12 protein-coding genes are annotated in these 14,657 nt (G+C 61.1%); 8 read left to right on the forward strand and 4 right to left on the reverse strand.

Annotation, left to right across the window (positions count from 1 at the left end):
* Positions 1-5: 5 nt before the first annotated feature.
* The 4 genes from kdpB to HUW52_RS10300 all read left to right on the forward strand — a co-directional run bounded on the left by kdpB (position 6) and on the right by HUW52_RS10300 (position 6,370).
* Complete coding sequence (kdpB, locus tag HUW52_RS10285) at positions 6-2,063, forward strand: potassium-transporting ATPase subunit KdpB (protein ID WP_175553549.1); 2,058 nt, start codon at positions 6-8, stop codon at positions 2,061-2,063.
* Between the two features lie 232 nt (positions 2,064-2,295).
* Positions 2,296-2,841: a potassium-transporting ATPase subunit KdpC gene (gene kdpC, locus HUW52_RS10290; RefSeq protein ID WP_026000637.1), complete on the forward strand. Its 546-nt coding sequence runs from the start codon at positions 2,296-2,298 to the stop codon at positions 2,839-2,841.
* 130 nt (positions 2,842-2,971) lie between these two features.
* Entirely contained in the window at positions 2,972-5,623 is a 2,652-nt protein-coding gene (locus HUW52_RS10295; protein WP_175553550.1) for a sensor histidine kinase KdpD, read from the forward strand.
* Positions 5,624-5,671: 48 nt separating this feature from the next.
* Complete coding sequence (locus tag HUW52_RS10300; protein ID WP_175553551.1) at positions 5,672-6,370, forward strand: response regulator; 699 nt, start codon at positions 5,672-5,674, stop codon at positions 6,368-6,370.
* Positions 6,371-6,493: 123 nt separating this feature from the next.
* Here the strand turns inward: HUW52_RS10300 and HUW52_RS10305 are convergent, their stop codons facing one another.
* Positions 6,494-7,531, reverse strand: coding sequence for a patatin-like phospholipase family protein (locus HUW52_RS10305; RefSeq protein ID WP_016985518.1), 1,038 nt, complete (start codon positions 7,529-7,531; stop codon positions 6,494-6,496).
* Positions 7,532-7,747: 216 nt separating this feature from the next.
* Between HUW52_RS10305 and HUW52_RS10310 the strand changes: the two genes are divergently transcribed.
* The 3 genes from HUW52_RS10310 (at position 7,748) to HUW52_RS10320 (ending at position 9,908) form a co-directional block, all read left to right on the forward strand.
* Positions 7,748-8,026 (forward strand): hypothetical protein, encoded by a 279-nt coding sequence (locus HUW52_RS10310; protein ID WP_016985517.1) that lies wholly within the window; start codon positions 7,748-7,750, stop codon positions 8,024-8,026.
* Between the two features lie 79 nt (positions 8,027-8,105).
* Positions 8,106-8,870, forward strand: a complete 765-nt coding sequence (locus HUW52_RS10315; protein WP_016985516.1) for a CHAD domain-containing protein — start codon at positions 8,106-8,108, stop codon at positions 8,868-8,870.
* Between the two features lie 243 nt (positions 8,871-9,113).
* Positions 9,114-9,908, forward strand: coding sequence for an acyl-CoA thioesterase II (locus tag HUW52_RS10320; RefSeq protein WP_175553552.1), 795 nt, complete (start codon positions 9,114-9,116; stop codon positions 9,906-9,908).
* 1 nt (position 9,909) lies between these two features.
* On the opposite strand, the gene HUW52_RS10325 is transcribed toward HUW52_RS10320, so the two are convergent.
* From HUW52_RS10325 to HUW52_RS10335, 3 genes are all read right to left on the reverse strand, one after another.
* On the reverse strand, positions 9,910-10,275 hold the full coding sequence (locus tag HUW52_RS10325; protein WP_016985514.1) for a terminase: 366 nt from the start codon (positions 10,273-10,275) through the stop codon (positions 9,910-9,912).
* Positions 10,276-10,488: 213 nt separating this feature from the next.
* Complete coding sequence (locus HUW52_RS10330; protein WP_175553553.1) at positions 10,489-11,970, reverse strand: methyl-accepting chemotaxis protein; 1,482 nt, start codon at positions 11,968-11,970, stop codon at positions 10,489-10,491.
* A 214-nt stretch (positions 11,971-12,184) separates the two neighbouring features.
* Positions 12,185-12,991: a TatD family hydrolase gene (locus HUW52_RS10335; RefSeq protein ID WP_175553554.1), complete on the reverse strand. Its 807-nt coding sequence runs from the start codon at positions 12,989-12,991 to the stop codon at positions 12,185-12,187.
* A gap of 236 nt (positions 12,992-13,227) precedes the next feature.
* Here HUW52_RS10335 and HUW52_RS10340 point away from each other — a divergent pair, with 236 nt between their 5' ends.
* Positions 13,228-14,649 carry a transglycosylase SLT domain-containing protein gene (locus HUW52_RS10340; RefSeq protein WP_175553555.1) on the forward strand — a complete coding sequence of 474 codons (1,422 nt, stop codon included), beginning with the start codon at positions 13,228-13,230 and terminating at the stop codon, positions 14,647-14,649.
* The last annotated feature ends 8 nt before the right edge of the window (positions 14,650-14,657 follow it).

Raw genomic sequence — 14,657 nt, forward strand, 5'->3', positions numbered from 1 at the left:
GAATGATGAATATGCCCGCAATCAAACCCGCCGCCGTCAAGGCGCCGGAACAAGCGAAAACCGCGATCTCGGCCCTGTGGCGGCCGGCGCTGGTGCAAGCCTTCGTCAAGCTCGACCCTCGGCAACTGAAGCGCTCGCCGGTGATGCTGGTGGTTGAGCTGACGGCGATTTTCACCACCGTGCTGTGCTTCATTCCCGATGCCGACGTGCCGACCTTCGTCGCTGCGCAAATCGCCTTGTGGCTGTGGTTCACCGTGCTGTTCGCCAACTTCGCCGAAGCCTTGGCCGAAGGTCGTGGCAAGGCCCGCGCCGACAGCCTCAAGGCGGGTAGTGAAGGCCTCAGCGCCCGCCGCAAACTGGCCAATGGCAGCTTTCAAGTGGTGCCAGCCGCGAGTCTGCGCAAAGGTGATGTGGTGCGTGTCGAAGCGGGGGAGATGATCCCCGGTGACGGCGAAGTCATTGAAGGCATCGCGGCGGTCAACGAAGCGGCGATCACCGGTGAATCGGCGCCGGTGATTCGCGAGTCCGGCGGCGACCGATCGGCCGTCACCGGCAACACACGACTGGTGTCCGACTGGCTGCTGGTGCAGATCACCGCCAATCCCGGTGAGTCGACCCTCGACCGCATGATCGCACTCGTCGAAGGCGCCAAACGCCAGAAGACCCCGAACGAAGTGGCGCTGGATATCCTGCTGATCGGTCTGACCCTGATCTTTCTGCTGGTGGTCGTGACCCTGCAACCATTCGCCCATTTCGCCAACGGCAGCCTGCCGCTGGTGTTTCTGGTGGCGCTGCTGGTCACGCTGATTCCGACCACCATCGGCGGTCTGCTGTCGGCGATCGGTATTGCCGGGATGGATCGTCTGGTGCGCCTTAACGTGATCGCCAAGTCGGGTCGCGCAGTGGAAGCGGCGGGTGACGTGCATGTGTTGTTGCTGGACAAGACCGGCACCATCACCTTCGGTAATCGTCGTTGCAGCGCGGTGTATGCCGCGCCGGGTGTGAATGGTCGTGATCTGGCTGAAGGTGCGTTGTTTGCCTCGCTGGCCGACGAAACCGCTGAGGGTAAATCCATCGTTGAATACCTGCGCGGTCTGCACCCGCAGTCTGAGCCGGCGCTGGAAACCCTGACCGCGGTGCCGTTCAGCGCTGAAACGCGGTTGTCCGGCGTCGACTATCAAGGTCGTGTCTATCGCAAAGGTGCGGTGGATTCGCTGTTGAGTTTCCTCGGCCAGAAACGTTCGGATCTGGCCCCGGCCCTGTCGCGGGAAATCGACAAGATCGCCCAGAGCGGCGGCACGCCGTTGCTGGTCTGTGCCGACGGCAAACTGCTTGGCGCGATCCACCTCAAGGACGTGGTCAAACCGGGTATTCGCGAGCGCTTTGCCGAGCTGCGCAAGCTGGGGATTCGCACCGTGATGGTCACCGGCGACAACCCGCTGACTGCGGCTGCCATCGCTGCAGAAGCGGGCGTCGATGACGTTCTCGCCGAAGCCACGCCGGAGAAGAAACTCGCGCGCATTCGTCACGAGCAGAACGATGGTCGTCTGGTTGCGATGTGCGGTGACGGTGCCAACGATGCCCCGGCGCTGGCCCAGGCTGACGTTGGCATGGCGATGAATGACGGCACGCAAGCAGCACGCGAAGCGGCGAACATGGTCGACCTCGACAGCGACCCGACCAAGCTGCTCGACGTGGTGCAGATCGGCAAGGAATTGCTGGTGACCCGTGGTGCGCTGACGACCTTTTCCATTGCCAACGACGTGGCCAAATACTTCGCGATCCTGCCGGCGCTGTTCGCCTCGATCTATCCGCAATTGGGCGTGCTGAACATCATGCAACTGACCAGTCCGCAGAGCGCGATTCTCTCGGCGATTGTCTTCAATGCCTTGATCATCGTCGTGCTGATTCCGCTGGCGCTGCGCGGGGTTCGCGTGCAGGCAGCGAGTGCGGCGGCCTTGCTGCGACGCAATCTGTTGATTTACGGGTTGGGCGGGATTCTGGTGCCGTTCGTGGGGATCAAGGCGATCGACATGCTGCTCACGGCGCTGCATCTGGTGTGAGGCTGATATCGCAGCCCCTCACCCTAACCCTCTCCCGGGGGGAGAGGGGACTGACCGAGGTGTTTACGAGAGCTACACCGACCTGAAATATCGAGCCGAACTCAGGTTTTGAAAAGCACAGAAATCGGCTCCCTTTCCCCCTCGCCCCCTCGGGGGAGAGGGCTGGGGTGAGGGGGAAAAGATCTTCCTGACACCCCGCAAAAGTTTGCCCAACGAATTCGAGGATCCTGAAATGTCCACAATGATACGTCCGGCCCTGAGCCTGCTGGTGCTGATGACCCTGGTCACCGGCGTCGCCTATCCACTGGTGGTAACCGGTGTCGCACAAGTCGCCTTTCCCGAACAAGCCAACGGCAGCCTGGTGCACGACGCCGATGGCAAAGTCCGTGGTTCCTCCCTGATCGCCCAGGATTTCGTCGGCGATGCATGGTTCCACCCACGTCCTTCCGCCGGTGCGTTTGCTACCGTTTCCAGCAGCGCCAGCAACCTCGCGCCGAGCAATCCGGCACTCGCCACGCGGGTGATCGATGACGCCAACAAATTGCAGGTTCCCGGCCAGGGTCCGGTGCCGTTGGCCTTGCTGACCACCTCCGGCAGCGGCCTCGATCCGCACTTGCCACCGGCAGCAATTGCCTATCAACTGGCGCGTGTCGCGCAGGCGCGAAACCTGCCAGTGTCGACCTTGCAGCAACTGCTCGATGCGCATATCGAACAGCCGCTGGTAGGGCCGCCGGTGGTGAATGTGCTGGCGCTGAACATGGCATTGGAAAAATTGTAGATCGGCGGCGCGGCCATTCGCGAGCAGGCTCGCTCCCACAGGGATATGCGTTCCAAATGTGGGAACGAGCCTGCTCGCGAATAGGGCCGAAAGAACACCGCATAACTATCAGCAAGAGAGAACATCAAGCATGAGCGACTCCGGCCGCGCCGACGCACTGTTAGCAGACCTGCCCCGTGACGGCCGTGGCCGCCTGAAGGTTTTCCTCGGCGCCGCCCCCGGTGTCGGCAAAACCTACGCCATGCTTCAAGCCGCCCACACGCAGCTTCGCCAAGGCGTGAAAGTCCTCGCCGGCGTGGTCGAAACCCACGGCCGCGCCGAAACCGAAGCGTTGCTCGGTGGCTTGCCGCAGCAGCCGCTGGTGCGCTCCGAATACCGTGGCGTGATGCTCGAAGAAATGGACCTCGACGGCATTCTCGCGGCCAGGCCGAAGCTTGTGCTTGTGGATGAACTGGCCCACAGCAACGCCCCCGGCAGTCGTCACACGAAACGTTGGCAAGACATTCAGGAATTGCTCGCCGCCGGCATCGACGTGTTCACCACGGTCAACGTCCAGCACCTGGAAAGTCTCAACGATCAGGTGCGCGGCATCACCGGTGTGCAAGTGCGCGAAACCCTGCCGGATTGGGTCCTGCAAGAAGCCTACGAGCTGCTGCTGATCGACCTGCCGCCACGCGAATTGCTCGAGCGTCTGCGCGAAGGCAAGGTTTACGTGCCGGAGCAGGCGCGTGCAGCGATCGATGCATTTTTTACCCAGACCAACCTCACCGCATTGCGCGAACTGGCGATGCAAACCGCCGCCGCGCAGGTCGATAACGATCTCGCCCAAGGCTATCGCCAGCTCGGTCAGGCTGCCCCGGCGGTGCGTGGCCGATTGCTGGTTGGCGTCGATGGCGATGCACAGGCCGAACGCCTGGTTCGGCATGCCTGTCGAGTTGCTCAGCGCCGGCATCTGCCGTGGAGTCTGGTGCACGTCGATAACGGCGCGGTGCGCGACGAGCAATCACGTCTGCGTCTGCAAAGTGCTCAGCAACTGGCTGAGCGCCTCGGGGGGGAAGTGGTTTTACTACGCGCCGGTGAAGTCGCGAAAACCTTGGTCCAGCACGCCGCCGAGCGCCGTGCCAGTCTGGTGCTGGTCGGCCAGTCCCGGCCGAGTTGGCGGCGTCGACTGTTCGGTGGTGGCTTGGCCGCGCGTCTGTTGCGTCAGGCACATGGTCTGGAAATCAACGTCCTCGACAATGATCATGAACGCCCGCAATCGCGGCCGCGAAACCCGCTGACACTGGTGTGGTTCGACTATGCGCTGGCGCTGGTTGCCACAGTGTTGGCCAGTGCTCTGGCGTGGGCGGTGTCGAGTGTGCTGCCGCTGCCGAACATCTCGCTGGTGTTCCTCGCGGCGGTGTTGCTGGTGGCGGTGCGCAGCAGTCTCGGCCCGGCGCTGGCCTGTGCGGCGTTGTCGTTTCTGACCTACGATTTTCTGTTCATTCCACCGAATTTTTCCTTCAGCATCCAGCGCGAAGAAGACGTGCTGACCTTGCTGTTTTTCCTGCTGATGGCGGCGCTCACCGGTAACCTCGCGGCGCGTCAGCGTCGGCAATTGCAGGCCTTGCGCGATACCCAGGAAGAAACCACCGAGCTGCTCGACCTGTCGCGCAAACTCACTGCCGCTACCGATCGCCAAGCCGTGGTCAGCGCCGCCGCGCAACACCTCAACGGCTGGAGCGATCTGCAATTGTGTCTGCTCAATCGTGACGGGCAGGGCGGCTGGAAGGTCGAGACCGGCGGGCCGTTGGAGTTTACTGAGTCCGAACGCGCCGCCGCTGACTGGGCCTGGCAACACGATCAACCGGCGGGCATGGGCACCGGCACGCTGCCGTTCGGGCGCTGGTGGTGGTGGCCGTTATCGGTTGAGGACGGGCCGCTGGTGCTGCTCGGTGTCTGCGCCAAAGAAGGCCAGACTTTGAGTGGCCAGCGTCGACGCTTGCTCACCGCGTTGAGTCAGCCGCTCGCCCAGGCGCTGGCGCGCGCGCAGTTGGCCGATGATCTGGAAGCCGCGCGCCTGCACGGTGAAACCGAACAACTGCGCAGTGCGTTGCTGGCGTCGGTATCCCACGACTTGCGCACGCCGCTGACCGCCATGCGCGGCAGTATCGACAGCCTGTTGGCCCTCGGCGAAGCAATCCCGCTGGAAGATCGGCGTGAACTGCTCGAAGGCACTCGCGATGAAGCCGAGCGCCTCGACCGCTACATCCAGAATCTGCTCGACATGACGCGCCTTGGCCACGGTGCGCTGAAGCTCGCGCGGGACTGGGTGTCGCCCGCCGACATCGTCGGCAGTTCGCTCAATCGTCTGCGTGCAGTGCTGGCGCCGCTGCAGGTCAGCACTGATGTGCCGGCCGAGTTACCGCTGTTGTTCGTGCATGCGGCGCTGATCGAGCAGGCGCTGGTCAATGTATTGGAAAACGCCGCACGTTTCTCACCCGCTCACGGTCGCTTGCAACTGAACGCAGGCGCGAGTGACCAAGAGATTTTCTTCTCGGTCAGCGATGAAGGGCCGGGGATTCCCGAGGACGAGCGGGCGAAGATTTTCGACATGTTCTACACCGCTGCCCGGGGTGATCGCGGCGGTCAGGGCACCGGCCTCGGGCTGGCAATCTGTCAGGGCATGGTCGGTGCGCACGGCGGGCGCATCAGCGTCGCCGACGGCATCGACGGACGCGGCACTTGCATCACCCTGCATTTGCCCTTGCAGACGCAACCGGGGATGGACGATGAAGCCTGATGGCGACTGCGCTACTCTCTTGCCACTCTTTTATGTTGATGTGAATTCATGAGCCAGACCGCGACCATTTTGGTGATCGACGACGAACCGCAGATCCGCAAATTCCTGCGCATCAGCCTCGCTTCCCAAGGCTACAAAGTGCTCGAGGCTGGCACCGGTGCCGAAGGGTTGGCGCAGGCGGCGCTGAACAAACCGGATTTGCTGGTGCTCGACCTCGGCTTGCCGGACATGGACGGCCAGCAAGTGCTGCGCGAGTTTCGCGAGTGGGCAACGACGCCGGTGCTGGTGCTGTCGGTGCGCGCCAGCGAAGGGCAGAAAGTCCAGGCGCTGGATGGCGGCGCCAATGACTACGTGACCAAGCCGTTCGGCATTCAGGAGTTCCTCGCTCGGGTTCGCGCCTTGTTGCGTCAGGCCCCCGCGGGGGAGGCCCAGCAAGCCGCGTTGAATTTCGGTCCGCTAACGGTGGATCTGGCCTATCGGCGGGTGTTGCTCGACGGCGTCGAAGTGGCGCTGACCCGCAAGGAATACGCGGTGCTGGCGCAACTGGCGCGGCATCCGGGGCGAGTGATTACCCAGCAGCAATTGCTCAAGGATATCTGGGGGCCGACCCATACCGAAGACAGCCATTATCTGCGGATTGTGGTGGGGCATTTGCGGCAGAAACTGGCGGATGATCCGACGCGGCCGCGGTTTATTGTCACTGAAGCCGGGGTTGGTTATCGGTTGTTGAGTGAGAACGGCCTGTAGTTTTGTATTGGCCGATCTGGCGCTTTCGCGAGCAAGCTCGCTCCCACAGGGGAGTGCATTCCAATTGTGGGAGCGAGCTTGCTCGCGAAGAGGCCCTCAAATTCAATGAAGAATTTTAGCCAGTCATCCCTGCTCACTGTCATACCGATCCAGCGTATCCCGCGCAATCTCCCGTCCCAATGCGATCAACTCCGGCGCCTTGTAAAACTCGAAAAACCGGCACACCCGCTTCGGCACGTTAATCAGAATATCCGGCGGATACCCGGCAATCTTGTACTGCGCCAGCGAGGTCTGCATCACCTCGAAACTCTGGTTGATCAAATCCAGCAGCGAGGCTGGCCCGACGTTATCGATGATGAACGAACCGGTCGCCGATTTCGGTGCGCCTTCACGTTCGGGTGCGGCGGCGGGTTGCTGGCTCTCCGGCTCGGCGCCTTCAAGCCATGGATTGATATCCGCCGCCTCGGCGCGCAGCGCTTCCTGCTCAAGCCGTAACAGTTGCTCGGCCTGTGTTCGGCGGAACGGCATCTTCGATCCCAGCGAACTGATCAGGCTGTCGAAGCGCGAACGAAACGCGGCCGGGCGCTGGATCACCGGCAATTTGTAGTGACGCTGGTTGGTCGAGTTGAGGTTGACCGCAATGATCAGATCACAGTGGCTCGACACCACCGGCACAATCGGCAGCGGGTTGAGAATACCGCCGTCGACCAGCATGCGATTGCCTTGCATCACCGGCGTGAACAGACTCGGAATCGCCGCCGAGGCGCGCATCGCCTGATGCAGGCAGCCTTCCTGGAACCAGATTTCCTGTTGGTTGGTAAGGTCGGCGGCGACGGCGGTGTAGGGGATGCGCAAGTCTTCGATGTTGATCTCGCCGACGATCTTGCGGATCTGCCCGAAGACCTTTTCGCCGCGAATCGCGCCGAGTCGGAAACTCACGTCGACCAGCCGCAGCACATCCAGATAGTCGAGACTTTCGATCCAGTTCTTGTAGACGTCGAGTTTGCCGGCGGCATAGATCCCGCCAACCACCGCGCCCATCGAACATCCGGCAATGCAGGCGATGTCATAACCGCGTCGTTCGATCTCTTCAATGACTCCGATATGGGCATAACCCCGGGCGCCACCGGAGCCCAGCACCAGTGCGACACGCTTTTTCATCAAACTTCCTCCCGACAAGGTTGCACAATGCACCCATCGTCGGGCTGGCTCAATCGCCGAGGTCGTTGAGTGCGGCGGTGACGTCGTTTTTTCGATACTGCATGACCCTTCAGCGCTATCCTTCTCAGTTGCGCGGTTTCACCCGCCGGCAAGGCACTTTTTCGCAGCCTTACCGTCTTACCTGCACGACTGTTGACCTATTTTGAGGTGTGAGTGATGAAAGCCTGGATCTGTGTGCCGTTGATGGCTCTGGTATTGGCCGGTTGCGCCGGTAAAACCGCTTACCGCGACAGCTGCGGCAGCCAGCTCGATGCGGCGTGGCACGAGCTCGATCTGGCCAAGGCCGAAGGTTTTGCCGGCACGGTCAGCTATTCCAAAGCCCTGTCGTTGCTGACCGCTGCCAAGACTCAGCAACAATTCGAGGGCTTTGAAGGTTGCAGCAACAAAGCCGAGAAAGCGCGGTTCTACATTCGCGAATCCCGCGCCGGCCGCTAAGCTGCTGACGTGAAGCAAGGAGGCTGCGTTCACGGGACGGCAGCATGTTCTTCACAGCCATTTGAATCAGGAGCAAGTGATGTCTGCGTTGGTTGACCGGTTGGTGGCTCATGTCCTGAGTCTGGAGGTGCGGCTGCTGGCCTGTCAGGCGCGATTGACTGCGCGCACCGACCCCGAAGCGCTGCATGATCTTCGCACCACGGTGCGGCGCTTGCGCAGCCTGTTGCGGCCATTGCGCGGTTTGCCCGGTGTCGAGCAACTGGAAGACGCCGCCTCGGCGGTCGGCCAATTGACCACGCCATGGCGTGATCGCGAGGTACTGGCAGCTTATCTGCTCAAGCATGATCAACCCGACGCGGCGCAACGGCGCATGGCGCAAATGGCCGAAGCCTATCCGGCGTTGGCGGCGAGTGCCGAGGTGGCTTCGCTGTTGATGATCCTCGACGCTTTCCCGCGCTTCCTGCGTGCCTCACAGCGTCAGGGCTTGCTCAAGGGCTTGGCCAAACGCATCGAAAAACGTTTGGGCAAGCAATGGCAGAAACTTGATGAGGCGCTGCACGATCCCGCTCACGACCGCCATCGCTTGCGTTTGTTGATCAAGCGCGTGCGTTATGGCATCGAAGCCTATCCCGAACTGGATCGCTTGCCCGAGCCTGCACTGGCACGATTGAAGTCCGCGCAAGGTGCGTTGGGTGACTGGCATGATTGCTGGCAGTGGCTGGCGAAGGCTGAGCTGGAGGCGGATCTTCAGCCCTGTGTCGCGACATGGCAGGCGACCATGATCAAGGCCGAAGCCAAGGCTGATCGCGTGCTCGAAAAACTCAGTTCAGCCTGCTTTAAATAATCCTGAATCACCACAAATCCCCTGTAGGAGTGAGCCTGCTCGCGATAGCGGTCTGACAGCCAACACAGTTGTTGAATGTCAGACCGCTATCGCGAGCAGGCTCACTCCTACAAGGGATCTTCAATGTGGCGGATATAGGTGTAAGGCCTTTCTGTCAGCCTCTTTGACCGGAATAGACGCTGCAGCGCTGTGCAGGTCTGGTTAAGATCCCTGCATTCCTTTCTCGCTTTCTGAGGTTGCCCCATGCGCTTTAGCGATCTGCTCGATGCGGTCCGCCGCCAACCGGAACTGACGATTCCCGCTGAATGGGGCCAGGGCCGTGCCAGTTTCGGTGGTCTGGTGGCGGCGCTGCAATATGAAGCCATGCGCGCGCAAGTGCCGGCGGATCGCCCGGTGCGTTCGCTGGCGATCACCTTTGTCGGCCCGGTCGAGCCTGAAGTCCCGGTGAGCTTCGAAGTGGATGTGCTGCGTGAAGGCAAAGCCGTCAGCCAGGTCATGGGCCGGGCGATGCAGAATGGTCAGGTGGTAACCATCGTTCAGGGCAGCTTCGGTGCTTCGCGGCCTTCGGAGGTCGCAGTCGAAGCGTATCCAGCCCCATCAATGAAGCACTGGGACGAATGCCAGGAGTTGCCGTACATCAAAGGCGTGACCCCGGAATTCATGCGTCATCTGGCGATGCGCTGGAGCGTCGGCGGCATGCCGTTCACCGGCAATCAATCGCGACTGATGGGCGGCTGGGTGCGGTTACGCGGTGATGTCAAAGAAGAGCCGGTCAAAGAGGCGCATCTGCTGGCCTTGGTGGATGCATGGCCGCCGGCGCTGTTGCCGTATCTGAAGAAGCCTGCACCCGGCAGCACGTTGACCTGGACGATCGAATTCGTTCAGCCGCTACGCGACTTGAGCACGCTGGACTGGTGCCAATACCTGGCCGACATCGAATACGCAGCCGACGGCTACGGCCATGTCGCCGCCAAGCTGTGGAGCGCAGAAGGCGAGTTGATTGCGATGAGTCGCCAGACCGTTACGATCTTCGCCTGACTCAATGCCTACGGTGGCGCTCACGCCAGGCGCGCCACCAGCCGCCACTGAGCAAGAAGCGCGGAAAGGTCAGGAACTGCTCGACCAATAAGCGCGAGATGGCATCTTTGCGATCACTGAATGGCTCTGAGGCTTGCGCCTCCAGGCTGTGGCCGTGGCGCTGCAAAGCCAGCGCCGCAACGATACCGATCACACCGATGGCCACACTGGCCAGACTCAGGCTGAACACCCCGGACACGATCAGCAGAAACGCCACGATGAACAGTGGTACGGCGATCAGGTGCAACACCAGATTGGCCGGATGCTGATGATTGCCCGGGTATGCGCGCCACTGCCACGCAGGAAGATTGGGGTGACGTTTGCCCATGTTGACTACTCCTTGATCCATGTTGAACACATGCTTGAAGAATAGGCCCGGGCAGGGGGGCCGGCGAATCAAGGTTGGCTATTGCAGCGATAGGCGTCATCGCCGGATTCGATGCTGAATGGCCTGACGCCTTCGCGAGCAAGCTCGCTCCCACAGAGGATCTATGAGCGCCCCAGATCCAATGTGGGAGCGAGCTTGCTCGCGAAAGGGCCTTCAGAGTTTCAATTGACCTATGGCCTTGCTCAACTCTCCAGCCAGCGTCGCCAGCTCATTACTGGTCGTCGCCGAATCCACGGTCTGCTGCACGGTGTTCTCGGTCACATCGCGAATACTCACCACCGCCCGGTTCATCTCTTCGGCAACCTGGCTCTGCTGCTCCGCCGCCACGGCAATCTGCGTGTTGCTCTCGCGCATTTGCGCCACCGCGCCGGTGATTTCCGCCAGTGCCGCACCGGCCTCTTGCGCTTGCTGCACGCAATCGTCGGCCTTGTTCGAACTCTCCTGCATGAAGTCCACCGCGTCGCGGGTGCCGGCCTGCAACGCCGAGACCATGGTGGTGATCTCGTCAGTCGAAGTCTGTACTCGTTTGGCCAGATTGCGCACTTCATCGGCGACCACTGCAAAACCGCGGCCCATCTCACCGGCACGAGCGGCCTCGATAGCCGCGTTCAGGGCGAGCAGGTTGGTCTGTTCGGCGATGCTGTGAATCACGCTGACCACGCCATTGATCTTCTGACTGTCCTCGGCCAGGCGCTGGATCATCTCGGCCGTCTGCTGCACTCCGCTGGAGAGTCCGGCAATCGAATGTTGCACCCGGGCGACCACTTGCTGACCACTGCCAGCGAGGCCATCGGCGGTCTGCGACAAGTCGCGGGTGGCGCCGGCGTGCTGGGCGATGTGATAGACCGTGGCGGTCATTTCGTTGATCGCGGTAGCGGCCTGATCGGTTTCGCTCTGCTGACCGAGCATGCCGTGGCGCACTTCGTTCATGCTCGACGCCAGCCGCGCCGCGCCGACATCCAGTTGCCGCGCCGTGTTGGCTACCGTGGTTACCACGCGTTGATAACCGGCCTGCATCGCGTTGAACGCATTGGCCATCTGCCCGACTTCGTCTTTGCCGGCCAGTGGCACACGGGCCGAAAGATCACCGCTTTTTTCGACGTGGAGCATCACGTCTTTCAGCGTGTTGAGCTGGGTGAGCAGGAAGCGGATCAGCAACTGCGAGGCGCATAGCATGGCGAACATCAGAATGAACACTGCCACTGCATAGTTGGCAAAACGTTCGCTGAACACCTGTGCCAGGCTCGGGCCAAAGGCAATCACTGCGACTTGCTGGCCATCGGCGCGGCTGAATACTTCGGCGCCCATCAACGGGTTGTCGCCGAACAGCGGCAGGTGATTGATTTCGTTCCAGCCGTTGCTTTCTGTGATTTCCAGCAGTGGTTGATCATTCAGGCGCGGGGCTTCACCACGTTTGAAGGTCAGCACCTGGTCGGTTTTTGGCAGCGCCTGTCCGGCCGGCCAGGCTTTGAGCAATTGCGCCTGCGTCTGGGCGGACACTTGCGCGGCGTGACTGCGCGCCTGTTGTTCGAGTTGCACGGCGTACAGCACCAACAGCAAGGTGGTGACGAAGGCGACCGCGTTGACCGCCCAGAATTTGTATTTCAGCGAGATATTGCTAAGCCAGGCACCCATGGAGGTCTTCTCTGATAGCGGAAACAGTTTTGGCAAGGTGCCATTATTGTGCCGCTATGCAGGTCGGAAGATCTTGATATGAGTCAACAGACGAAGCGGTTCCCCCCTGTAGGAGTGAGCCTGCTCGCGATGGCGGCAGCCCATTCGACATTTAGGCGACTGACACACCGCTATCGCGAGCAGGCTCACTCCTACAGGGGGCAATTATGGGGTGTCAGGAGAGCGTGGGGAGGTTGTAGAACGCACGGGCACACGCGGTGGTGTGTGCCGCCAGATCCTCCTCGGTTTCGCCACAATGCAACGCCACTTCACGCAGCACTTCAGTCAGATACGCCGGCTCATTGCGGCCGTTCTTCGGCTTCGGTCGAAGAGTGCGCGGCAGCAAGTAAGGCGCGTCACTTTCCAGCATCAAGCGCCCGCGTTTGATCTCTTTGACCAGCGGATGCAAATGCGTGCCCCGGCGCTCATCACAGATCCAGCCGGTGATGCCGATATGCAGGTCCAGATCGAGGTAGCTGAACAAGGCTTTTTGCTCGCCGGTGAAGCAATGCACCACAGCGGCGGGCAATTGATCGCGGAAGTCTTTCAATATTTCCAGCAAACGCTGGCTGGCATCGCGCTCGTGCAGGAACACCGGCAATTGCAGTTCAACGGCCAGCGCCAAATGTTCTTCGAGGACTTTTTCCTGCTGCGGGCGTGGCGAGAAGTCACGGTTGAAATCCAGCCCGCATTCACCCACGGCAACTACGTTTTTTTCTTGCAACAGGCTGCGCAAACGACGGGCGCTGTCAGCGTTCCAGTCACTGGCCGAATGCGGGTGAATACCGGCGGTGGCGAACAGCCGCTGGCCACTGTCATCGAGTTGCTGGCACAGCTCCAGGGCTTGCTCGCTGCCCTCGACGCTGGTGCCGGTCAGCACCAATTGGCACACGCCGGCGGCATAGGCGCGTTCGAGTACGGCCTGGTGTTTGTCGGCGAAACTGGGGTTGGTCAGGTTGACGCCGATATCGATGAGTTGCATGGTTGCTACCTCGGGCCGAAGGCCGGAAAGCATACCAGAGCTGTAGATTCATAAGAAAAGCCAAGAACTACAACGAGTTATAGCTGTCTGTTGATGCCGCGACGCAGACCGGTTTGGTAGAAGTGCCATTACTGTGCCAGTCTCTCGCACGTTGCCAGCGCTCATGGCGCTCTGTTTTCGTCGGTGATTTCGACATTTTAAAGATGAAATCGCCCTGTATTCTTTCCGGAGAGTGGATGGTTCGTCCCTCGGTTTTGCTCCTGTTGTGTGGATCGTTACTGCTGCCGATGACGGCGGTTGCGCGCCTGCCCGGGCCGTTGCAAGCCGTGCCGGCCACCAAGGTGCGCGACCTGGCCGAGATTCGCAGCAGTCGCGTGTTGCGCGTGCTGGTCAATCAGAGCCGCAACAGCTCCGGTGAAGTTCAGGGCCAGGCCATCGGCGTCGAATACCATCGCCTGCGCGCCTTCGAGCAATACCTCAACGGCCACGCCCGCGACGGCCAGGAAATCACCCTCAAGATCATTCCCAAAGCCAAGGATCAACTGCTTGGCGCCTTGCAGCGTGGCGAGGGTGATCTGGTGGCGCCGGGCGAATTGCTCGATCTGCAACCGGGCTATGCCGTGGCCAGCAGCGAACCGATCGCCAGCAACGTACCGCTGGTGTTGGTCGGGATCAAAGGTGAGCGGCGCTATACCAAGGTCGAGCAGCTTTCCGGCAAAACCCTGGCGTTGCCCACCGGCAGTGCGGCGGGGGAGGCGGTCAGTCAGCTCAATCAGAAACTTGCGTTGCACAAACTGGCGCCGATCAAGATCGAATGGGTCGATCCGACACTGGCCGTCGAAGACGTATTGGAGATGGTTCAAGGCGGGATTTTTCACCTGAGCATCGTCGAGCAACCCATCGCTGAGCGCTGGGGCAAGATCCTGCCGAAGCTGCGTTTTGACCGGCAACTGATGATCAGCGAACCGGGCGAGGAGTATTGGTTCGTACGCCGTGATGCTTCCATGCTACGGGCGAGCATTGATCGCTTCCTTGGCGGTTACAAGAAGCCGTCCAACGAAGACGTGGCGTTTCTGCGTATTTATCGACGCCTCTATCAAGTCCACTATCCATTGGCCAAGGCTGATCGCCAACGTCTGGAACAACTGCGCCCGACTCTGCAAAAGCACGCCGCCGCGCAGAACATGGACTGGCTGAATCTGGCCGCACTGGCGTTCAAGGAATCACGCCTGCAACCCAATGCCCGCAGCGGCAGTGGTCCGACCGGGCTGATGCAGATCACCCCGTCCGCCGCGCAGCGTGTCGGCGTGAACAACATTCAGAATCTCGATGCGAATGTGCAGGCTGGGGCCAAATATCTGGCGATGATCCGCCGCAAGTTCTTCAACAGCCCCAAGCTCAATGAGCGCGAGCGTATGGCGTTCACACTGGCGGCCTACAACATTGGCCCCGAACGCGTGCAGGGCATGCGCGCAGAGGCCCGGCGGCGCGGGCTGAATCCTAACCAGTGGTTCTTCCAGGTCGAGCGCATTGCCATGGAGCAGGTAGGAATGGGGCCGGTCAGCTATGTTAATAGCGTGAACAAGTATTACTTGGCGTTCGACCGGGAACGGGAGTCGTTGGAGCCCGGGGCGCAAAAAGTCGTCTCACGGAAATGATCTAATAA

The organism is Pseudomonas sp. 43A (genome assembly GCF_013363935.1).
Taxonomy (GTDB): Bacteria; Pseudomonadota; Gammaproteobacteria; order Pseudomonadales; family Pseudomonadaceae; genus Aquipseudomonas; species Aquipseudomonas crudilactis.